Raw genomic sequence first — 21,145 nt, 5'->3', positions numbered from 1 at the left:
TCGTCACCCCATCCAGACCGATCCCGACACATCGCCAAAAATGGCCAAAGTCGAGGTAAGGCCTTGCCACGAAAAGGCGCGCCCGCGCGCTCCGGGTTCACCTGTGCCTGCCAGATCCGTGACGCGGATGATAATGGCAGGATTTATCGGGCCGATGCGGTTGGGTGAGGTAAGCATCATCACGGGCTTACGCTGAGGCCGATCGGACTCTGACAAGGTCTGATGCTGGAACCTATCCGAGAACCGATCGTTGGCCTGGTCGTCACGCCGATCCTGCCGCTGCTCGGCCGCTCGGTTGGCGTCACGCCCGGGCTGGGGCGCAGTTAAAATCCCGGCCCGGCCCTCAAGGCCTAAACCGAGTGGATTGGTTGTGCCGCAACTCGCGTGAGCCGATGCTGTGCTGCCCCGCTGTTTCCGCCCCCGTTGCAGCGAGGTCGGCGGGCCAAGTTTCTTTACAGAAAGTGCCTTGGTCCGCCGCATCTCACACAGCCATCATGCAAAAATAGATGTGGTTTCGGGCAGAAGCCGCCTTATCTTGATCATCAGACGATCGCGCTGGCCTTCTTCAGGAAGCACATATTCTCAGTCTCCCGTCGCCCATGCTGGCAGAAGAACGGGTGCAGTTGCGGCCGGCTTCCTTGGCTGCGTAGAGGGCAGCATCCGCCCGTTGATAGAGGTCGCTCCAGGCCGTCTCGTCTGCAGTCGGTCCGACCGCAAAGCCAACGCTGACCGTGATAGACCCGGCTGCAATGCCGGCTGATGGCACGGCGAGGGTCGTGACCGCGTCATGGATTTTGCTGGCGATGCGCAATGCGCCATCCGCGTTGGTATCAGGGAGTACTACCACGAACTCCTCGCCACCGATCCGCGCCACAAGGTCGTCGGGCCGATGGACACTCGCAGACAGACAGCGTGCGAGACCCTTCAGCACCTCGTCTCCGACCGCGTGGCCGTACCGATCGTTGCAACGCTTGAAGTGATCGGCATCGACCACAAGCAGCGCGAGCGGTTTGCCCGTACGCTGCGCGCTCCTCCAGGCGCGTTCGAACACCTGCTCGAAGCGGCGCCGATTAACCAGGCCCGTCAGAGCATCTGTGCGGGAGAGGCGAGCGAGTTCGGCTTGCATCGCGGCTCTGCGGCGCAGGTCGCGTCCATACAGCAAGGATAGAAAGATCGTCAGACCGCACAGAATAGCCACAACTAAAGAGATGATGAGTGCCTTGGCGCGCCACGCTGCTTCGATCTCGCGCGTGGAGAGCGCAACGTTGAGCAATAATGATCGATCTTCAATCTGACTAAATGCATAATGGCGTTCTACTTTGTCGCGAACAGAAGTTGCGACAAAGGCTCCGTTTTTCTCTTGCAAAAAGCGGTTGAAGTTCGATGTCCCAAAGATGTTTACACCAATGTCGGCTTCGTTGTAGGGGTGGCGCATCAGACGGGTGCCGTCGTGGAGATAGATGTTGATCGCCCCGTCCTGACCAAGGCCGATCTGATCGAACAGGCGCCTGAAGTAGGACAACCTGAGGCTTCCGAGAACAATGCCACCGAACGAGCCATCAGGTTTGTTGATGCGCCGGCTCAGCACCACAATGCGTGATCCCAGGAGCCTTGAGAACAAGGGCTTGCTGATGTGCAGACCCAGGTGAGGATTGGCCTTGTGCGCCTGGAAGTAGTCACGATCAGCGTTGTTGAGCTGGCGCGCGGGCCAACCGGCTGCATCAATGATGCTATCGCCATTCTCGTTGAGTACGAGCATGACACCCAGGTCTCGAGCTGTGGAAGCACGATCGAACAGGATGAGCTGCCGCATCTGCGGAGTGGCTTCGGCCACACCGGGTGCTTTTAGGTTATCAACGACGGCCTGAAGGGTCAGATCGATGATCTCGATGTTACGCGCGATGTCGCGCTCGATAACCTGCAGGAGGTTTCGTGAGGTCTGGTCTGCCTTGTCCCAGGCGTCCCGACGCAGGTCGAGCAGCATGAGCGCGGAGACGATCAGCATCCCGATCGGGGCTAGCACACCGAGTGTGATCCACGTGCGGGGCAAGCGCAGCCGTCGCATGAGGCGGGGCGACAGAGCCATCCGTGGACACTCCCAGCTTTTCGTGGCGTTGCCTGGATCGTGCCCCAAAAGCTTGTGTAAGCCTTTACGCGGCTCGGCGATTAGGACTTCTAACCGTAATTCGATAAGCCATGCCGAGTGGATTGTTCAAACATCCTATCGCTCGGAGATTGCATGCTCATACTTAAGTATAAGATCAAGTACTCATCGAAAACGTCTTAAGTGCCATGCACGATCATCAGCCACTCCAAGTGCCATCTTGCTGCTCGTACCACTTGTAAGGAAAACGACGGTTTTCCTTACAAGCGGGCGGCACCCCCTCCCTGGTCCTTCGAAACGACCCGGTTTTGTAAGGAAAATATGATAGGAAAACTATTGTAAAGAAAAACGTGGCTGTATGACTGTGCTGACATGGTGATCGGCTATCCGCGCGGTTCATTCCTCTAGTTCTTTGTAAAAGTTACTATTTTTCGTTATAATTGTATTGATGCAATGTCACAACGCAGGGATTTTTTCGATTTCCCGCTTCATCGCTTGAACGTCATACTCGCCATATCCATCCCCAACAGAGCGATGCGCATGTCCGGTGATCGCATCCGTCACATCGCCGGCAAGGCCATGATTTCGCGCCAAGGTTTTGAAACGGTGCCGCCACGAGTGATTAGGGGCTAGGCGCGGATCTGTCAGGCCAAGGCCACGCACCCATCGGCCGAGTATCTTGGTACCATTGCCGCCGCGCTTGCCAAATTTATCAGGCGGTAGACCGGGAAATAACGGTCCAACCTTCTGGCCCCGCGCAAAATCGAGGAATCCAGCTGCAATAAGAGCGGAGTGCAGAGGCACGGTCCGCTCCGAGCCGGCGTTTTTCAGCGACCCGGCTTCTGCATCGAAGTGCATCACGGGGATCCCGCCGACCTCGCTAATATCCTGAACGCGCAACTGACATACTTCCGACAGCCGCGCACCCGAGTAGGCACAGACGAGCGGTACCCACCGCTTTACGGGATCACTCTCGGCGGCGGCGGCCTGTAGAATCTGAGCGGCCTCGGCGTCCTTGAAGCCGCGCTTGCCTTGACCCGGCTTCTGTTTGACGCTGATCGTGATGCGCTCGGCAGCATTTTCAGTGAGCCGGCGGTTGTCGACGCCCCACCGCAGGATCGCCCGAACAGGCGCGAGGCGGCTTTCACGAATGGTTTTTGCGGCAAGCCCGGACGCGACGAGGCTGTTCTTCCAGGCGACCAGATCCTCGCTTGTAACCCGGGCCGCATCGCGATGCCCGATAAACTCGGCGAGCTGCACCATGACGCGGTTCCAATCGTAGAGCGTCTTCTCGGCCGGGTTCCGCTCGGCTGCCCAACCTTTTACGAGCTCGTCGAACTCGACCTTGGATGCCGAAGTTTTCGGAGCGGGGGCGGAAGGGACGGAGCGGGGTCGCACAGGCAGTGCTTCGTCCGCTACGTCCCCGAGTGCGTAGCGCTCCAGCGTCAGACTGGCGCGCTGTAGTGCTGCACCGACCGCCTTAGCGATGGTGCGGCGGCCGTCTTTGTCGACGATCAGGCCCTTCGTTTCGATGAGTCGGTCCGCCCGCTCGAAACAGAGTTCCTCCATTCCGTCCTCACCGCGGTCGGCGTACTCGCCGTGTAGCACTTGGTGGATCAGGTCCGAACGCCCGTAAAGGCCGGCCCTTCTGTTCCGCCACAGGCGTTCGAAGAGATCGGTCCGCCAGGGGTTGCGGCTCGGATTATCGCGGTGGAGGGCCACCCAGTCGTCCTGCATGGGGAAGACGAGTTCGTGTGCCTCTCGCTCGCTCAATACCCTTGGGCCGGCCTCGAGCCCAGCCAGCCATTCCTCGATCTCGCGGATCACCTCGGGGTGCAGGCGGCGCGCTTCATCGGGGTCTTTCGTCCTGAGGCTGACCATCACGGTCCACTTGCCGACCAGCGGGCGCAGGTGGGCCGGCACGCCCTTGCGAGCGTAGTAGACGCCGTTGTGATGTTTCCAGGGACGGGCCATCGGTAGGGGCATTTGTACCACCCGTTTGTACCAAGCGGGCCGTACGAAACCGTTGCGGGACAGCAACTTACCGGTATGATTGAGCTTTTAGGAAGCCTGGCGGAGAGGGAGGGATTCGAACCCACAGCGACACCTCCCCAGGCATCGCCGCCAAATCGAGCGTCAGCTTCCTACCCTCAAAGTGAATTTCGTCTATAGCCGCGCCCTTAGTTTGATTGCGACTGATAAAAATATCTGAACAACGAACTACATCGCATCCTTGATGATTTGTTCATTTGAAACAGGAAGCTGCACATCGTGATAAATGATTTTGTTGATGTCCTTGTGCAGACGAGCCAACGGAATGCCGCAATCAAGCGTTCCATCGGCCCGTCGCTCGCGCCCGTATCGACGCCCGACCCCACCACCGGCGTGGCCAGTTAATGCGTTGTGAACCTCTTCACTCAGGCCGGCCTCGCGGCAAGCTCGCTTGAAGGTGTGACGGAAGGAATGAAACGTCTTGGCCGAATGATCGACGACATGCATCCCAAGATAGCGTCCGAACCACTTGGTCCAAGCTTTGGCCTTCGGATCGATGGGTGGGGTAAAAGCAGGCCACAAGGGTGCAGTCAGCGGATGCAGCTTTGCTTGGCTTGCCACCACGTCCAGCAGACCGAGTCGGATCAACTCGAGATGGACCGGCACAGAGCGAGCCGATGAAGCGGTCTTCAGGTTTTGGTCAGCGCCCTCATTGGTGATGTCGAGGTACCAAATCCCGCTCTCGCCCTGGCGCACATCCCCGATTTTGAGCTGTGCGATCTCAGTCCGTCGCGCGCCGCTGAACAGAGCAATCAGCGGGAACCAATATGCCGCTTCACCCTGACCGCCAAGTGGGCGCTCACCGCGTGCATACACAGGCGAGGCGAACAGCAGCTGAAGCTCAGCCGCACTGAATGGCTCGTAGGGTTCACGTTCGGCGGGCGCAACATCGAAGCCAATATGGAAAGGGTTTGACCAAGCTGGCAGCGCCTCAAAATGACCGTCACGTTCAGCGCGAGTAAGCACGCCGCTGAGAAGGGCCAGGGTCTTGTTGACCGTTTGCGCATTGCGCCGCGGGTAGCCGCTCAGATCCAGTTTCAGCAACTCAGGGAGGGTCAACCGCCCGTACCGGGCGGGGAGCGCCTTCGGCAATTGAACCAGGGCATCACGGAAGACGCGTGCTTGCGCCTTGGTGATGGCGGTGATTGGCACATCACCGTTTAGTTCGATAAAGCGTCGCACAGCCCGCTCAGCCTCGGCAATGGAGGACGGCTGAGGCCTTCTTGCACCAGTGCCGCCTGCCTCCGACCATAGCCGCAGGGCAGCGGATAGCGCCAAGCCAATCGGCTCAGCTGCGGGCTGCTCCGATGGGCGCTCTGGGGTCGCAAAATCGTCACCCTCGAGCCGTGCTCGGATGCCGGCGAGGGCATCGCGCTGAGCCTTGGCGAAAGCGAGTTCGAGCTGCCTCCAGGCAGGATCATCGGGCGCCAGAGCCATGCCCCGGGCCTCCACCGCGCGATTGACAAAGGAACTCGTCGACTCGCCCGGTCGCATTTGCGCGACTTGCTGACGCGTGTAGCGATCCAATTCCTCGATCAGCATCCGGTAGGCCCGCAGATCGTCGAGCGTCATGCCGAGCCCGTCGTGAGGGCCCTGGCCGTCCTCGCGAGCCATGTCGAGCCCAATGCCTTTCGTGCGGATCACCTCGTCCGTGCCGAGGAGATGGATCTCGTGGTCGCGCGCCAGAGCAGCGATCTGGTCCGCGCTAATCTCTGCCTCAGGCCCCCCGCGCAGTGAGCGCCGCGCTTGATCGACGAGCCGGTGCGCTTCGGCGATGTGAGCGAGGACCCTACGGTCGGCCGTCGGACCGTCGTTGGTTTGGAGCGAGCGGATGACTTCGGTCTTGAAGCGGCCGGTTCGCGCATTGACGAGAGCCGCCAGCGCCTCCGGCCAGGGACGCGGGGCTGGTTTGCCAGCGAGATCGTCGGGGAGGGGAAAGCGAAACTCGTAACGGCCGGCGCGGCGCTGAACGAACTTCATGCGGCCCATCGTACTTGGTCCCGTAGCACGCGAGTGTAGCACGCGCCGCCGGGTAAGCACCTGAAAACCAACAGATTCTGGGATCGCAATGACTTAGCCACCGCATGGCGCGCCCTACGGGACTCGAACCCGTGTTTTCGCCGTGAAAGGGCGACGTCCTAGACCGCTAGACGAAGGGCGCCGGTGCGGGGCGAGGGGAGCTATAGTGAGGTTCGGCCGGGAGGGCAACCGGATTGATGGGCTTGACGAGGGACGACGGCTCGGTCTTGTCGGCGTCTGGTTGAGCCTTGAACGCGGGCGGGACGACGGTATGACGACGAGGCAAGGGCCGCGCGCGGGCGGGCAGAGCCGGTTCGGGCAGGGAAAACCCGCTCAGGGCAGGTTCGGTCAGAACAAGGGCGGGGCAGGGCGGCGGCCTGGCGGTGAGGCGCGGGACGACCGCGACGGGCTGACGGTGCTGTATGGCTGGCATCCGGTCTCCGAGGCGTTGCGCAACCCGAAGCGGGAATTCCGGCGGCTGCTCGCCACCGAGAACGCGGTGTCGCGTCTCACCGAGGAGGTGGGCGAGCTGCGCATCGACCCTGAGGTCGTCAAACCCGGCGCCATTACCGGGCTGCTCGGGCCGGACGCGGTGCATCAGGGGCTCTACCTCGAGGCGGAACCCCTGGCGGGCCCGGCCTTCGATACGCTGCCCGACGACGCGGTGCTGCTCGCCCTCGACCAGATCACCGATCCGCACAATGTCGGGGCCATCGTGCGGACGGCGGCGGCGTTCGGCGTCACCGCCATCGTCACGACGGCCCGGCACTCGCCGGCCGTCACCGGCGTGCTCGCCAAATCCGCCTCGGGCGGGCTCGAGCACGTTCCGTTCGTGGTGGTGCGCAACCTCGCCGAGGCCCTGATCGAGCTCGGCGAGCGCGGCTTCACCCGGGTCGGGCTCGATTCGGAGGCGCCCGAAACCCTCGATGCGGTCGGGCCGCGGACGCCGCTGGTGGTGGTGCTCGGAGCCGAGGGCAAGGGCCTGCGCCAGCGCACCCGCGAATGCTGCGACGTGATGGCCCGGATCCCGTTCCGCGGCGCGATCCAGAGCCTCAACGTCTCGAACGCCGCCGCGATCACCCTCTACGCCCTGATGCCCCGCGCCTGAGGAAGCCCTCGGCAGCATTCGCCGAAGCGGTCACCGGTTCGGCGATGGAAACGATGCAGGACAAGACCCTGGGCAGAGTTGCGCCAGGCCACTCCGCCCAGGCGCGGGAGCCGGCTGTCAGCGCCAGAACGGGCGCACGTCGATCAGCGCCTCGTGCGCCTCGGCGGCCTTGGCGAGCAGGTGCTGGTTACGCGCCTCGGTGTCGGCGGTGGCCATGCCGGCGGCGAACACCGCGCCCTCCGGCGCGCCCCTGGCGAGTTCGGCCGCCAGGGTGTGGGCGGTGGCGATGTCGTTGAGGTCGCCGAGGTGGTCCTGCAGGTCGGCCAGAGCCTCCACGAAGGCCGCATGGCGCTTCACCGCTTTCTTGCCGTCGTAGAGGGCAGCGAAGAACTCCGCCCCGTAGCGCAGCTTCTTGGCGGCGATCCGCACCCGGTGGCGCGCCTCCGGGTCGAGCGCCGCGAGGTGGCGCCCGCGCTTCTTCACCTGGCGGCGGCGCCGCTCCAGCTCCTCGGTGGCGAAGGCGCGGGCCGGGCCGTCGCGGCGGGCCGCGTTCGGGTTGTCCGGGCCGAGCCAGGGGCCGGCCTCGATCCAGGCGACGAGGTCGAGGAGGAAATCGCGCCACTCGCGGCTCTCCAGCACCGCCCGCACCGCGTCGTGCGCCACCGCGCGCTCGGTCTCGAGGTGGCGCTCCAGGATCAGGAGGCCGTTCTCGTCCGGGCGCCGCTCGCGCTCCCGCGGCAGGGTCTTGCCGAGATAGACGTCGAGGTTGCGCGCATGGCCGAAGGGTTCGCTCAGGCGCTTCAGCTCCGCCTTGATCGTCGCCATCCGCCGGTCCTCGATCACGCTGCCGAACAGCGAGAAGGCCGATCGCAGGCGGCGTAAGGAAACCCGCAGCTGGTGCAGGCCCTCGACGTCGCGGTGCGCGAGCAGCACGGTCTCGTTGAGGCGCATCTGGCGCAGGCAGGCAAGGGCCACGGCCTGGAACGCCTGGGCGGCATTCATGCCCGGATCGAGCGGCACCGGCTCGGCCTTCACGGCGCGGCCGAGGCGGCCCTTGATCAGGGCGTCGCCGCGCTCGAACTTGCTCAGCACGCCGAGGCGCAGCGGCACGTCGGCGCCGAGGGAGCGGGCGAGGTCGAACAGGGCCGAGGGCGCGCCGCCGGTCAGCTCGAACTCGATCTCGCTGATCGGGGAGACGCGGTCGTCCGGCCCCCAGACCCGGCCGCGATCGAGGGCGACCTCGATGCGGCTGCCGGCCGGTCCGGTATCGGCGAGGCAGCGCACGCTGCGGGTCACCGTGGAGGTGTAGAGGGGGCTGAGATCCGTCGCGCCGTCGAGGAGCTTGGCGACGGGCGTGCCGGCGAAGGCGGCGGGCTCAGGGTTCGGTCCGGCGACGTCGCTCTCCCATTCCGGCCGGTCGAACAGGCCGACCCCGCCGCCGCCCCGGGCCTTCACGGTCTGAATGTGGCGGTCGCCGTCCTGGCGCACCCTCAGGGTGTAGCCAGCCTCGCGCAGGCGGCCGTCCGGCGTGTCGAAGTAGGTCGAGGTCAGCTCGGTCTCGGTCCAGTCCCCGGCGAGCAGCGGGTGCTCCCGCAGGCGTGCGAGGTCGGAGGCCTCGACATCCAGCTTCAGCTCGGTCTCGCGCGGTTCGCTCATCACGGCGGTCCTGATCTCCCGTTCGACCCACCACAGGGTGGGGGGCGCAGCGGAAATCATGGACGAGGCCGAAAAGTTTCGCAAAGGCCGCTCGAATGGGCTGCTATCCATCGGTAAGGTGCACGGTACGCCGATGGCGCCGAGGCGGGGCGCGCCTCAGCGGGCCCGCAGATGCGCGAGGAGCCTGGACATTCCGGCCTCCGGCGTGCCGTCATTCATCACCACGAGGTCGGCGGTGACCGAGGCCGAGCGGGCGAGCCGCGCCCCGAGGTCGCCGTCCTCGCGCCGGCCGCGGGCGGCGAGGCGGGCGGCCAGCACCTCGGGCGGCGCCGTGACCTCGACCACGGTGACGGCGGGCAGGCGTCGGCGCGCCTCGCCCACGACCCGGCGCGAGACGTTGCAGACCACCACGTGCCCGTCGCGGGCGAGCGCCGCACACGACGCCGGCAGCGCGTAGCCGAGGTTGTGGGCGCGCCAGGACAGGGCGAAGCGGCCGGCCGCCTCGCCGGCGCAAAAATCCTCCTCGCTGATCGGCTCGTTGTCCTCGTGAACCGATGGCGGCCGGGTCACGAGGCGGCGCGGGAAGACGTAGCGCGGGTCGCCCGCCAGGGCCTCGCGGGCGAGGCGCAGAAGGGTGTCCTTGCCGGCCCCGCTCGGACCGACGACGAGGACGAAGCCGCCGGCGCCCATCAGGCCACTCGCCTTCCCTGGCGCCAGACTTGGCGCACCACCGGCACGCCCTCGGCGAGGCGCACCCGCACGAGGTCGGCCCGGAAATCGGTCTCAAGCGCGCCGCGATCGTCGAGGCCGGTGGCCCGGGCGGGGTTGGCGGTCACCGTCGCGATCGCCTCCGGCAGGGTGATGCGGTCGACCCGCTCGGGCAGGCCGAAGGCCGCCATCATCAGGCTCGCGGGCACGTAATCTGAGGAGAGCACGTCGAGCAGGCCTTCCCGGGCCAGGGCCTCGGCGGCGACGTTGCCGGAATGCGAGCCGCCACGGATCAGGTTCGGCGCCCCCATCATCACGGTGATGCCGGCCTCCCGGGCGGCCTGCGCGGCCTCGAGCGTGGTCGGGAACTCGGCGAGGCGCACGCCCTCGCTCCTCGCCAGGTCGACATCGGCGAGGGTAGTGTCGTCGTGGCTGGCGAGCGCGATGCCGTGCTGGCGGGCGAGGTCGACGAGGGCCGGGCGGTTGATCGCGTTGAAGGCCTCGCCGTCGCGGATCTTCATCGCGGTGTTGGCCTGGATCTCGACGATCGAGCGGCCACCGCGGGTGGCGTAGGTGTAGTACTTCTCGATGTCGCGGAACTGGCGCTGGCCGGGGGTGTGGTCCATCAGCGAGATCAGCCCGACGGGGTAGCGGGCGGTGAAATCCCGCACCGTGTCCATCAGGTCGGCGGAGGGAATCTCGCAGCGCAGATGCGTCCGGTGCTCGGCGCGGAACAGGTCGGCGCCCTTAGCGGTCTCGATCGCCCCGGCGAGCTGCATCAGCTCGGGGCCGAGCCCGCTGCCGTCCGGATCGCTGCCGGCGCGCAGCGAGTCGAACACCGTGGTGATGCCGGAGGCCGCGATCTGCGCGTCGTACGCGAGCACGGCGCCGAGCGGGTGCCAGCGCACCCTGGGGCGGGGCGCGTAGTGGCTCTCGAGGTGGTCGGTGTGCAGCTCGACGAGACCCGGGATCAGGTGGTCGCCGTCGAGGTCGAGGCCGCGCTCCGGCGCCCGGCCCTCGCCGATCTCGGCGATGCGACCATCGACCATGGCGAGCCAGCCGCGCTGCACCCGGTCGGGCAGCACCAGGGTGGCGTTCTCGAGGATCCGGTCTTGCATGAAGGTCCCCCTAAGCATCATTCGCCGAATTGGTCACCGGTTCGGCGGCGAAAATGATGCAAAAACAAGAGCCTGAGCAGAGTTGCGCCATGCAGCTCTGCTTCGTCAGGCCGCGCGCTTCTGCGCGAAAGCCGTGACGTCGACCACCCGGGTCGCCACCGCCTCGCGCACGTCGGTGTCGTGGAAGATGCCTAGCAGCGCCGTGCCGGCCGCTTGGCGGGCGCGGATCAATTCCACCACCACGGCACGGTTCTGCGCATCGAGGGAGGCGGTGGGCTCGTCGAGGAGCAGGATCGGCCGCGCGGCGATCAGCCCGCGGGCGATGTTGACCCGCTGCTGCTCGCCGCCGGAGAAGGTCGCGGGCGGCAGGTCCCACAGGCGCTCGGGGAGATTGAGCCGGGACAGGAGTTCCTCGGCGCGGGCGAGCGCGATGTCGGCCGCCATGCCGCCCTCGCGGCCCGCCGCGGCCACGACCTCGCGGGCGCCGACCCGCGGGATCACCCGCAGGAACTGCGACACGTACGAGATGGTGCGGCGGCGCAAGGACAGGATCTCGCGGGGCGAGGCCGAGGCGACGTCGACCACCGTCTCTCCGTCGCGCACCAGGATCTGCCCGTGGTTGCAGCGGTAATTGCCGTAGGCCATCTTGAGGAGCGAGGACTTGCCCGCCCCGGAAGGCCCGCCGAGCACCACGCACTCGCCGGGATGGATGGCGAGGTCGGCGCCCGTCATCACCGGCAAGTGCACGCCGCCGCGCAGGTGCAGGGTGAAGGTCTTGGCGACGTCGCGGAATTCGAGAGCCGGGGAATCTTGGACGGGATTCATGCGGCGAGCACCGAGGAGACGAGGAGCTGGGTGTAGGGCTCGTGGGGATCGTCGAGCACCTGGTCGGTGAGGCCGGTCTCGATCACCCGCCCGGCGCGCATCACCATCACCCGGTGCGACAGGAGGCGGGCCACCGCGAGGTCGTGGGTGACGATGATGACGGCGAGGCCCAGCTCCGCGACGAGGCCGCGGATCAGGTCGAGGAGGCGGGCCTGGACCGACACGTCGAGTCCCGAGGTCGGCTCGTCCATCAGGACGAGGCGCGGGCCGGTGACGAGGTTGCGGGCGATCTGGAGCCGCTGGCGCATGCCGCCTGAGAACCGCGTCGGCGGATCGTCGACCCGGTCGGCGGCGATCTCGACCTTGGCCAGCCAGTCGAGGGCCGTGCCGCGGATCTCGCCGTAGTGGCGCGCGCCCGCGCCCATCAGACGCTCGCCGACATTGCCGCCGGCTGAGACCGCCATGCGCAGGCCCTGTCGGGCGTCCTGGCGCACGAAGCCCCAGTCGGTGCGCATCAGCGCCCGGCGCTCGGCCTCGCTCAGGGCGGCGAGGTCGCGCAGTTCCCCGTCGCGCATCCGATAAGCGACGCTGCCGGAATCGGGGGCGAGCTCGGTGGCGATGAGCGACAGGAGCGTCGACTTGCCGGAGCCGGATTCGCCGACGATCGCCAGCACCTCGCCGGGATCGAGGTCGAAGGAGACGTCGGCGCATCCGAGGCGGGCGCCGTAACGCTTGGTCAGGCCGCGGGCCTGGAGCAGGGCGTCGCTCATGCGGTCTCTCCCATCTCGCTGCTGAAAGGGGGATCCAGGCGGAAGCTGTAGCCGTACCGCTCGAAGCCGAGGCTCTCGTAGAAGCGATGGGCCGGCTTGGCGTCGACGTTCGAAGACAGGGCGAGCTTGTAGCAGCCCTTCTCGCCCGCGAGTCGGGCGGCCTCCTGCATCATCCGCCGGCCGAGGCCGGTGCCGCGCTCGGCGGAGGCCACCACCACGCTCTCGACAAGGGCCGAGGGGGTGCCCCAATGGGCGATGTTGTCGAGGATCACGAGGCAGAAGGTGCCGACGGGCCGGCCCTCGACCTCGGCCACGTAGAGCCCGTAATCGGGGTAGGTGTCGAGGCGCCGGAGCAGAGCCTCGGCCTGGTCCGGCGTCGCGACCCGGCCGCTATTCAGCTCGGCGTAGAGGGCGAGGACCGCCGGCAGATCGTGCTTGCCGGCCCGGCGGACGGTCAAATCAGGCATGCGCCGCCTCCTCGCCGACATGGCCTTCCGCCCGCCGCTCCTCGCAATGGTCGGTGTCGGAGCAGACGAACATCCGCTCGCCGGCATCGTCGAGCAGCACCTCGTCGAGATAGACGCCCTCGGCGCCGCAGAGGGCACAAGGCCGGTCGAAGCGTTGGACCCGGAACGGATGGTCCTCGAAGTCGAGGCTCCTGACGCGCGTGTAGGGCGGCACCGCGTAGATCCGCTTCTCGCGGCCGGCGCCGAAGAGCTGGAGCGCCGGGGAGTCGTCCATCTTCGGGTTGTCGAATTTCGGCGTCGGCGAGGGGTCCATCACGTAGCGGCCCGCGACCTCGACCGGATAGGCGTAGGTGGTGGCGATGTGGCCGTGGCGGGCGATGTCCTCGTAGAGCTTGACGTGCATCAGCCCGTATTCGGCGAGCGCGTGGAGCTGGCGCGTCTCGGTCTCCCGCGGCTCGAGGAAGCGCAGGGGCTCGGGGATCGGCACCTGGTAGACCAGCACCTGGCCCTCGTGCAGCGGCGCCTCCGGGATCCGGTGGCGGGTCTGGATCACCGTGGCCTCGCGGGTGCGGGTGGTGACGGCCACATCCGCCGTGCGGGCGAAGAAGGCGCGGATCGAGACTGCGTTGGTGGTGTCGTCCGAGCCCTGATCGATGACCTTGAGCACGTCGGCCCGCCCGAGGATCGCGGCGGTGACCTGGACGCCGCCGGTGCCCCAGCCATAGGGCATCGGCATCTCGCGCGAGGCGAAGGGCACCTGGTAGCCGGGGATCGCGATCGCCTTGAGGATGGCCCGGCGGATCATCCGCTTGGTGCCCTCGTCGAGATAGGCGAAGTTGTAGCCGGTCTCAGGGCTGGCGGCGCTCATTCGGCGGCCTCCTTCATCTCGGTCTCGGGGGCCGCGCGTCGCGCCGCATGCTCGGCGCGAAGTCGCCGCACCAGCTCCAGTTCGGCCTGGAAGTCGACGTAGTGCGGCAGCTTCAGGTGCTCGACGAAGCCGGTGGCCTGGAGCGCGTCGCAATGGGCTAGCACGAATTCCTGGTCCTGCGCCGGGGCGCCGACCGGCTCGCCCAGCTCCTCGGCCCGCAAGGCGCGGTCGACGAGGGCCATCGCCATCGCCTTGCGCTCGCTCTGGCCGAAGGCGAGGCCGTAGCCGCGGGTGAACTGGGGCGGCACCTCGGCGCTGCCGTGGAACTGGTTGACCATCTGGCATTCGGTGAGCGCCACCTCGCCGAGGGGGACGGGGAAGCCCAGCTCCTCCGGAACGAACTCGACCGCCACGCTCCCGACCCGGATCTCGCCGACGAACGGGTGGGTGCGGCCGTAGCCGCGCTGCGTCGAGTAGCCGAGCGCCAGGACGAAGCCCTCGTCGCCCCGGGCGAGCGCCTGGAGCCGCAGGGCCCGGTCGGCCGGGAAGTCGAGCGGTTCGCGGGTGAGATCGCCGGGCGGGGTGCCGTCGTCTGGGGCGGAGGGCTCGATCAGGCCGTCGTTCCCCAGCAGATCCGTGACCCGCGGCGCGTGGGCGGCGTCGGGCAGCGGCTCGGATTCGGCGGCCACCGGCGCCTCGCCCTCGGCGGCGAGGGCGAAGTCGATCAGGCGGTGGGTGTAGTCGAAGGTGGGGCCGAGCACCTGGCCGCCGGGCAGGTCCTTGTAGGTGGCGGAGATGCGCCGGTGGAGGGTCATGGCGCCGGTCTCGACCGGCTCGGAGGCGCCGAAGCGGGGCAGGGTGGTGCGGTAGGCCCGCACCAGGAACACCGCCTCGATCAGGTCGCCGCGGGACTGCTTGAGGGCGAGCGCCGCGAGGTCGGGATCGTGCAGCGAGCCCTCGGTCATCACCCGGTCGACGAGCAGCGCCATCTGCTCGCGGATCTGCGCCACCGCGAGTTCGGGCACATCCACGTCGCCCCGGCGGGTCCTGGCGAGCAGCCGGTGCGCGTTGGCGATGGCGGCCTCGCCGCCCTTCACGGCCACGTACATGGCTAGTCTCCGGTCGCGACGCGGGTGGAGCGCGGCAGCGCCGCGAGGCGGCCGGCTGCTGCGAAGATCAGGTCGATCCCCTGCGGGAAGCCTGCGTGGTTGCGGGCGAGCCGGTCGAGGACGTCCGACGGCAGGGGCGAGGCCGCGAGGCGGGCGCTCCCCCGGATGCCGGGCCCGTCGAGGCGCCAGCCCGCGCGGTCCGAGAGGTCGGAGACCGCGAGCACCAGGGTTGCGGAACGGTCCGGATAGGCCGGCGTGCCTTGCGCGAAGGCGCCGAAATCCGGGCAGGCGGCCGCATCCGAGATCAGCGCGAAGGCGGCCTCCGCCGGATCCTCGGTGATGCGCGCGCCGGTGTGGAAGCGGAGAAAATCCGTCACCGCCTGGCTCCGGGCGAGGGCCGCATCGAGCCACAGCGCCGCGTCGGAATCGGCGAGCGCCAACGCGACCGCGGCGAGTTCGGCGGTGAGCGGTGCCGGGGGGGCCAGAACCGGCACCAGGGGCCGAATCGTGCCGGGGCGAGCGAGCGCATCCATCACGGCGCGGAAGACGCCCTGGGCATCGTGGACGGGATCGGCGAAGCCGCGGGCGAGCATCGATCCTCTCGCCATCAATCCTCTCCCCGGGCCATGGTGAAGAAGTTCACCCGCGTCGCGGCGATCCGGCGCGCCTCCGCGGCGCGTTCCTCCGCGCGCCGGGCCGCCACGGGGGCGAGCGCCGCCTCGACCGCCTCGCGCCGCTCCGGCCGCTGCCAGAACGCGTCGAGGGTCGCGGCGAGCCGCGCCTTCGCCCGGTCGCGGCCGAGATGGTAGGCAAAGCCGGTCTCGCCGCCGGGCAGGCGCACCGCCGCCCGGGTCACCGTCGCCTCGCCGAGATTGAACGGCCGACCGTCGCCACCGATGCGGCCGCGGGTCATCACCAGGCCGGTCTCCGGCGCACGCAGGTCCTCGGGCTCATCGGCGGCCCCGATCTCCGCGAGGGCGGCCCGCAGTTCCTCCGCACGGGCCTCGCCGCACAGGGCCATCACGGCGCGGCGTGCGGCGAGATCGGGCGCTGCGCCCAGGGATGAGGTATGGTCGGGCATCGGGGCTGCCTGCTGGCTTCCGTGCTATCGCGTGGCTGTGTCGGTTGTCTAATGGTATAGACAACCGACAACCGAGGAGCAAATGAAACTTGGATGACGGTATGAGCGCGGGCGGCGACGGCCCAGTGACGGTCCTGGCGCGGGGCGAGGGCCTGGCGGCGTGGCGCCAGATCGCGGACGGCCTGACTGCCGAGATCGAGGCCGGGCGCCTCGCGGCCGGGGTGCAACTGCCGACGGAGGCGGCCCTGGCGGCGCGGTTCGGCGTCAACCGCCATACCGTGCGCCGGGCGCTGGCGGTCCTCGCCGAGCGCGGGCTGGTGCGGGCGACGCAGGGACGCGGCACCTTCGTGGAGACGCCACGGCTCGCCTATCCGATCGGCCGGCGCACCCGCTTCTCGGAGATCGTGAGCAGGGCTGGCCGCGAGGCCTGGGGCGACCTGATCGCGGCGGACAGCGTGCCGGCCGACCCCGCCACCGCGGAGGCGCTGGGGATCGCGCCCGGGGACCCGGTGCTCGAATTGCAGACGATCCACCGCGCCGACGACACGCCGCTCTCGACGGCCCGCACCTGCCTGCCGCTGCCGCGCTTCGCCGGGCTGGACCAGGCCTACGCGGCGCTCGGCTCGCTCACCCGTGCCTACGCGGAGTTCGGCATCACCGATTACACCCGCCGCTCGACCCGCATCACCGCCCGCCCCGCCAGCGCCGACGAGGCCGCCCGTCTCGACCTCGCGCAGGGTCGTGTCCTGATCGTGCTCACCAGCGTCAACGTCGACGCGGCGGGCGTGCCGATCCAGGCGACGCGCAGCCTGTTCGCGGCGGACCGGGTGGAGCTGGTGGTGGAGGGGTAGGGACCCTTCGATCCAAGCTCCCCCTTTCCCGGACGACTGGAGCGAAAGCGGAAGGAGATCCGGGATCCGGAGCGAACGATCGCGAAGCGTCCGCCTGTCTGCAGCGTTGCAACAACAGAGCCGCTACGCGGCACTTCTTCCGCTGGATCCCGGATCTCTTTCCGCTTCGCTGCAATCGTCCGGGACAGGGGAGCATGGGAAATCGGCCCGCTGGCACGGGCACTCGTCCCGAACTTCCTGCCGCAGCGGAAGTTGTCCCGGCAACGTCAACCCGGAGCCCCCGATGCCCACCCGCCTGACCTGCCTCGCCCTGTTCTCCCTCGCCGTCGCCCTGCCGCTCGGCTGGCCCGTACCCGCGGCGGCCGGGCCGGCGCAGGACTACCAGTACCAGCGCAGGCAAACCGGCCGCGGACAGTTCTGCCGGCCGCCGCTGAAATTCGCGGCCGGCGCTTGCGTGCGGCGCTGCCCCGCGGGCTACCAGGACAATGGCGGCTATTGCCGCCTGCGCAACATGCAGCGCTGACCGAGGGCCAGGCCCTACTTCGCCGCTGCCTTCACCAGAGGGCAGCCGCCCTCGGCGAGCGGCCGGAACGCCTCGTCGCCGGGCACGGTGGCGACGAGCTTGTAGAGGTCCCACTCGCCGGTCGACTCCTTCGGCGTCTTGACCTGCATCAGGTACATGTCGTGGACCATGCGGCCGTCCTCGCGGATCCGGCCGTTGGTCGCGAACATGTCGTTGACCGGCATCTCGCGCATCTTCGCCACCACGGTCTTCGCGTCGTCGGTGCCGGCCGCCTGCACGGCCTTGAGGTAGTGCAGCACCGAGGAATAGACGCCGGCCTGGTGCATCGTCGGCATCAGCCCGGCCTTCTCCTTGAAGCGGTTGCCGAACGAGCGGGTCTCCGGCGTGCGGTCCCAGTAGAACGCGGTTGTCAGAAGCAGGCCCTGCGCCACCTCGATGCCGAGGCTGTGGACGTCGTCGATGTTGATGAGCAAGGCCAGCAAGGTCTGGCCGCCCTGGACGATGCCGAATTCATGCGCCTGCTTGATCGCGTTGACGGTGTCGCCGCCCGCATTGGCGAAGGCGATGAGCTTGGCGCCGGACCCTTGCGCCTGGAGCAGGAAGGACGAGAAGTCGGCGGTGGCGAAGGGCGCGCGGACGGTGGACAGCACCTTGCCGCCGGAGCGCTTCACCTCCGCGATGGCGTCGCGCTCGAGCGCGTGGCCGAAGGCGTAGTCGGCCGTGACGAAGGCCCAGGTGTCGAGCCCCTTCTTCACCGCGGCGCTGCCGGAGACGTGGGAGAGCGCGTAGGTGTCGTAGGTCCAGTGGATGCCCGTGGGCGAGCATTGCGCGCCGGTGAGGTCCGAGGTGCCGCCGCCCGAGACGATCAGCACCTTGCCCTTCTCCTTGGCGATCTGCTGCACCGCGAGCGCCACCGAGGAGGTCGGCACGTCGAGGATCACGTCGACGCCGTCGCGGTCGTACCATTGCCGGGCGATGTTGGAGCCGACGTCGGGCTTGTTCTGGTGATCGGCGAAGACGACCTCGATCGGCTTGCCGTCGAGGGTGCCCCCGAAATCCTTCACCGCCATCTCGGCGGCGATCACCGAGCCGCGGCCGGTGGAATCGGCGTAGACGCTCGACATGTCGTTGAGCACGGCGAGCTTGACCTTGCCGTCGCTCAGGCGCGGCTCGGCGGCGGGAGCCGGGGCGGCAAGGGCGCAGAGAGCCGCGGCGGTGAGCAACGTGGCGCGGAGGGCGGTGAAGGGCATGAAGGGCGTTCTCCCGGGCGCGTCCGCTTCTGGTCGAGCGGATCGTGGCGCCCCGGGGCCCATCAGAGGGGGCGGAGCGGCCGGGCGCAAGCCCCGATAGGGTAGGGGAGTGCCAGCGCGGATCGCCAACCACCGACCTGCCACCGTCACTCCGGGATCCGCGACGCGGCCCCGGGATGACGGAGAGAAGCGGAAGAAGCGGATGCTGGTTCTTCCACCTTTACCGCAAAGCGATCGCCACCAGCGACCCGGCGATCACCCACCAGGCCAGGGTCGACCACACCATCCGCCTCGTCTCGATCCGGATGCGGCGCTCCACGCGAGACACCTCGCGCAGGCCCTCCTCGTCGAGGCGCACCAGCACGCGCTTGGCGCGCTGGGCGAGGTCGGGCACGTCCGCCACCACGTCGGCGAGCGTCAGAACCGCCCGGCGCGCCTGGTCGGCCCGGCCGATCGGCCCGAGGTTGCGCGCGAGCCAGCTCCGCACCACCGGCTCGGCGGTGGTCCACATGTCGAGGCGCGGGTCGAGCGAGCGGGCGACGCCCTCGACCACCACCATAGTCTTCTGGAGCATCACCAGCTCGGTGCGGGTGCTCATGTCGAAGAGCGCGGTGACGTCGAAGAGCAGCGTCAGCACCTTGGCCATCGAGATCTCGTCGGCCCGGCGCTGATGGATCGGCTCGCCGATCGCCCGGATGGCTTGCGCGAAATCGTCGACGGAGTGGTGCGAGGGCACGTAGCCGGCCTCGAAATGCACCTCCGCCACCCGGCGGTAGTCGCGCAGGATGAAGCCCAGCAGGATCTCCGCCAGGAAGCGGCGCTCCTTGAGGCCGAGCCTTCCCATGATGCCGAAATCGACCGCGACGAGCCGTCCGGCCGGATCGACGAACAGGTTGCCCGGGTGCATGTCGGCGTGGAAGAAGCCGTCCCGGATCGCGTGGCGCAGGAAGGACTGGATCACGGTCCGTCCGAGGGCTGCCGCGTCGTGGCCGGCCGCCACGATCGCCTCGCGGTCGTTGAGGCGGATGCCGTCGATCCACTCGCTCGCCAGCACGTCCCGGCCCGTCAGCTCCCAGACCGGCTGCGGCACCCGGAACTCGGTGTCGTCCTTGATGTTCTCGGCCAGCTCCGAGAGGGCGGCGGCTTCGAGCCTGAGGTCCATCTCCATCGCGACGGAGCGGGCCAGCGTCTCCACCACCTCGCGCGGGCGCAGGCGCTCGGCCTCGGGGCGCAGGGCCTCGACCACCCGGGCCATGAAGCGCATCGCCTGGATGTCGCGGGCGAAGCGCTCGCGCACCCCCGGCCGCATGATCTTGACCGCGACCACCCGCTCGGTGCCGTCGGGCTCCCGCAGATGCGCCTTGTGGACCTGGGCGATCGAGGCGGCGGCGATCGGCTCGCTGAACGAGGTGAACAGCTCGGAGAGCGGCTTGCCGAGCGTCCCCTCCAGGGTCGCGACCGCGACCGCCTGCGGGAAGGGCGGCACCCGGTCCTGCAGTCGCTCGAGGTCGCGGGCCGCCGCCATGCCGACGATGTCGGGCCGGGTCGCCAGGAACTGGCCGAACTTGACGTAGGACGGCCCGAGCCGCGTCAGCGCGGCGGGCAGGCGGCCCGGGCCGAGGCCCGGGCGCTCGAGCTTGCGGCCGAGCCGTAGGACGAGGCGCAGGTGGGGCGGCAGTTCGGCGGCGTCGACGAAGGCGAGGGCGCCCTCGCGGGCCATCACCCAGCCGACATGGATGCCCCGCGCGAGGTGGGCGACGAGGCTCAGCACGGGCGGCGGCTCACGCGAGCTTCCAGCCGGAATGGATGGCGCAGATGCCGCCCGAGAGCGGCCGGTGGGTGACGTGGCCGAAGCCGGCCTCCTCGATCATCCGGGCGAAGCTCCCGGCGGTCGGGAAGCGGCGGATCGACTCGACGAGGTACTGGTAGGATTCCTTGTCGCCGGCAACGAGCGAGCCGAGGCGCGGGATGACCTTGAACGAGTAGGCCTCGTAGATCTTGTCGAGCCCCGGCACGTCGACGTGGGAGAATTCGAGGCACAGGAAGCGCCCGCCGACCTTGAGCACCCGGTGGGCTTCCTTGAGCGCCAGCTCGATCCGCGGCACGTTCCGGATGCCGAAGGCGATGGTGTAGGCGTCGAAGGTCTCCGAGGGCAGGGGCAGCGACTCGGCGTTGCCGGCGACGAAATCGATGCGCGAGCCGTAACGATGGCCCGCCCGCTCGCGGCCGACGCCGAGCATCGCCTCGTTGATGTCGAGGACGGTGACCTTGGTGTCGGGCCCGCCGGCCTCGAGCGTCCGGAACGCGATGTCGCCGGTGCCGCCGGCGACGTCGAGCAGGCGGAACGGCCGGGTGCGCGAGGGCCGCAAAGTCGACACGAAGGCGCTCTTCCACGCCCGGTGCAGGCCCCCCGACATCAGGTCGTTCATCAGGTCGTAGCGCTTGGCCACCGAGCGGAAGACCTCGTTGACGCGGTCCTGCTTCTCCGCGAGCCTGACGCGCTCGAAGCCGAAATCGGTGCTGGTCTCGTCGCCGGCCATGCCTTCAGGTCCCCTGTCGTGGCGGCCTGCATAGCGAAGGTGAGGGGAAAGCACCATCTTACGCAGCGCGTTCGAGGGGTGCGCTTCGTCGCGCCC

Annotated in this window: 19 protein-coding genes and 1 tRNA gene; 3 read left to right on the top strand and 17 right to left on the bottom strand. The window is 68.2% G+C overall.

Annotation, left to right across the window (positions count from 1 at the left end; translation table 11 throughout):
• Positions 1-565: 565 nt before the first annotated feature.
• From MFF64_RS25595 to MFF64_RS25580, 4 genes are all read right to left on the bottom strand, one after another.
• Positions 566-2,086, bottom strand: a complete 1,521-nt coding sequence (locus MFF64_RS25595) for a sensor domain-containing diguanylate cyclase (protein ID WP_238192745.1) — start codon at positions 2,084-2,086, stop codon at positions 566-568.
• A 474-nt stretch (positions 2,087-2,560) separates the two neighbouring features.
• Positions 2,561-4,078 carry a site-specific integrase gene (locus tag MFF64_RS25590; protein WP_238192744.1) on the bottom strand — a complete coding sequence of 506 codons (1,518 nt, stop codon included), beginning with the start codon at positions 4,076-4,078 and terminating at the stop codon, positions 2,561-2,563.
• Between the two features lie 246 nt (positions 4,079-4,324).
• Positions 4,325-6,136, bottom strand: a complete 1,812-nt coding sequence (locus MFF64_RS25585) for a site-specific integrase (protein ID WP_238192743.1) — start codon at positions 6,134-6,136, stop codon at positions 4,325-4,327.
• A 105-nt stretch (positions 6,137-6,241) separates the two neighbouring features.
• Positions 6,242-6,317 (bottom strand) — tRNA-Glu (locus MFF64_RS25580).
• A 129-nt stretch (positions 6,318-6,446) separates the two neighbouring features.
• Between MFF64_RS25580 and rlmB the strand changes: the two genes are divergently transcribed.
• Entirely contained in the window at positions 6,447-7,283 is an 837-nt protein-coding gene (rlmB, locus tag MFF64_RS25575; protein WP_099901590.1) for a 23S rRNA (guanosine(2251)-2'-O)-methyltransferase RlmB, read from the top strand.
• 117 nt (positions 7,284-7,400) lie between these two features.
• Here the strand turns inward: rlmB and MFF64_RS25570 are convergent, their stop codons facing one another.
• From MFF64_RS25570 to phnG, 10 genes are all read right to left on the bottom strand, one after another.
• Positions 7,401-8,939 (bottom strand): CYTH and CHAD domain-containing protein, encoded by a 1,539-nt coding sequence (locus tag MFF64_RS25570; protein WP_238192742.1) that lies wholly within the window; start codon positions 8,937-8,939, stop codon positions 7,401-7,403.
• A gap of 156 nt (positions 8,940-9,095) precedes the next feature.
• Complete coding sequence (phnN, locus tag MFF64_RS25565; RefSeq protein WP_099904940.1) at positions 9,096-9,629, bottom strand: phosphonate metabolism protein/1,5-bisphosphokinase (PRPP-forming) PhnN; 534 nt, start codon at positions 9,627-9,629, stop codon at positions 9,096-9,098.
• Positions 9,629-10,765: an alpha-D-ribose 1-methylphosphonate 5-triphosphate diphosphatase gene (locus MFF64_RS25560; protein ID WP_099904938.1), complete on the bottom strand. Its 1,137-nt coding sequence runs from the start codon at positions 10,763-10,765 to the stop codon at positions 9,629-9,631. The genes phnN and MFF64_RS25560 overlap by 1 nt, the downstream gene beginning before the upstream one ends.
• A gap of 105 nt (positions 10,766-10,870) precedes the next feature.
• Positions 10,871-11,590 carry a phosphonate C-P lyase system protein PhnL gene (gene phnL, locus MFF64_RS25555; protein ID WP_099904936.1) on the bottom strand — a complete coding sequence of 240 codons (720 nt, stop codon included), beginning with the start codon at positions 11,588-11,590 and terminating at the stop codon, positions 10,871-10,873.
• The gene (gene phnK, locus MFF64_RS25550) at positions 11,587-12,360 is read right to left on the bottom strand and encodes a phosphonate C-P lyase system protein PhnK (protein WP_099904934.1); all 774 of its coding nucleotides are present in this window, start codon (positions 12,358-12,360) and stop codon (positions 11,587-11,589) included. The genes phnL and phnK overlap by 4 nt, the downstream gene beginning before the upstream one ends.
• Positions 12,357-12,827 carry a GNAT family N-acetyltransferase gene (locus tag MFF64_RS25545; RefSeq protein WP_238192741.1) on the bottom strand — a complete coding sequence of 157 codons (471 nt, stop codon included), beginning with the start codon at positions 12,825-12,827 and terminating at the stop codon, positions 12,357-12,359. The genes phnK and MFF64_RS25545 overlap by 4 nt, the downstream gene beginning before the upstream one ends.
• Positions 12,820-13,695, bottom strand: coding sequence for an alpha-D-ribose 1-methylphosphonate 5-phosphate C-P-lyase PhnJ (locus tag MFF64_RS25540; RefSeq protein WP_099902129.1), 876 nt, complete (start codon positions 13,693-13,695; stop codon positions 12,820-12,822). Before MFF64_RS25540 ends, MFF64_RS25545 begins: the two co-directional genes overlap by 8 nt.
• Positions 13,692-14,804 carry a carbon-phosphorus lyase complex subunit gene (locus tag MFF64_RS25535; protein WP_099902131.1) on the bottom strand — a complete coding sequence of 371 codons (1,113 nt, stop codon included), beginning with the start codon at positions 14,802-14,804 and terminating at the stop codon, positions 13,692-13,694. The genes MFF64_RS25540 and MFF64_RS25535 overlap by 4 nt, the downstream gene beginning before the upstream one ends.
• Before the next feature lie 2 nt (positions 14,805-14,806).
• Positions 14,807-15,412 carry a phosphonate C-P lyase system protein PhnH gene (phnH, locus tag MFF64_RS25530; RefSeq protein ID WP_238192740.1) on the bottom strand — a complete coding sequence of 202 codons (606 nt, stop codon included), beginning with the start codon at positions 15,410-15,412 and terminating at the stop codon, positions 14,807-14,809.
• Complete coding sequence (gene phnG, locus MFF64_RS25525; RefSeq protein ID WP_099907454.1) at positions 15,412-15,885, bottom strand: phosphonate C-P lyase system protein PhnG; 474 nt, start codon at positions 15,883-15,885, stop codon at positions 15,412-15,414. Before phnG ends, phnH begins: the two co-directional genes overlap by 1 nt.
• 101 nt (positions 15,886-15,986) lie before the next feature.
• Here phnG and phnF point away from each other — a divergent pair, with 101 nt between their 5' ends.
• Positions 15,987-16,736, top strand: a complete 750-nt coding sequence (phnF, locus tag MFF64_RS25520; RefSeq protein WP_099907452.1) for a phosphonate metabolism transcriptional regulator PhnF — start codon at positions 15,987-15,989, stop codon at positions 16,734-16,736.
• A gap of 283 nt (positions 16,737-17,019) precedes the next feature.
• Positions 17,020-17,259: a hypothetical protein gene (locus MFF64_RS25515; protein ID WP_099907450.1), complete on the top strand. Its 240-nt coding sequence runs from the start codon at positions 17,020-17,022 to the stop codon at positions 17,257-17,259.
• Between the two features lie 14 nt (positions 17,260-17,273).
• On the opposite strand, the gene MFF64_RS25510 is transcribed toward MFF64_RS25515, so the two are convergent.
• The 3 genes from MFF64_RS25510 to ubiE all read right to left on the bottom strand — a co-directional run bounded on the left by MFF64_RS25510 (position 17,274) and on the right by ubiE (position 21,049).
• Positions 17,274-18,509 carry an ABC transporter substrate-binding protein gene (locus MFF64_RS25510; protein ID WP_099907448.1) on the bottom strand — a complete coding sequence of 412 codons (1,236 nt, stop codon included), beginning with the start codon at positions 18,507-18,509 and terminating at the stop codon, positions 17,274-17,276.
• Between the two features lie 220 nt (positions 18,510-18,729).
• A complete protein-coding gene (gene ubiB / locus MFF64_RS25505; RefSeq protein ID WP_425324410.1) occupies positions 18,730-20,229 on the bottom strand; it encodes a 2-polyprenylphenol 6-hydroxylase in 1,500 nt (499 codons plus the stop codon).
• Between the two features lie 61 nt (positions 20,230-20,290).
• Positions 20,291-21,049, bottom strand: a complete 759-nt coding sequence (gene ubiE, locus MFF64_RS25500; RefSeq protein ID WP_099907445.1) for a bifunctional demethylmenaquinone methyltransferase/2-methoxy-6-polyprenyl-1,4-benzoquinol methylase UbiE — start codon at positions 21,047-21,049, stop codon at positions 20,291-20,293.
• Positions 21,050-21,145: the final 96 nt, after the last annotated feature.

This window comes from Methylobacterium frigidaeris, from assembly GCF_022179185.1.
GTDB lineage: Bacteria > Pseudomonadota > Alphaproteobacteria > Rhizobiales > Beijerinckiaceae > Methylobacterium > Methylobacterium frigidaeris.
This window is presented reverse-complemented; position numbering and strand designations above follow the sequence as displayed.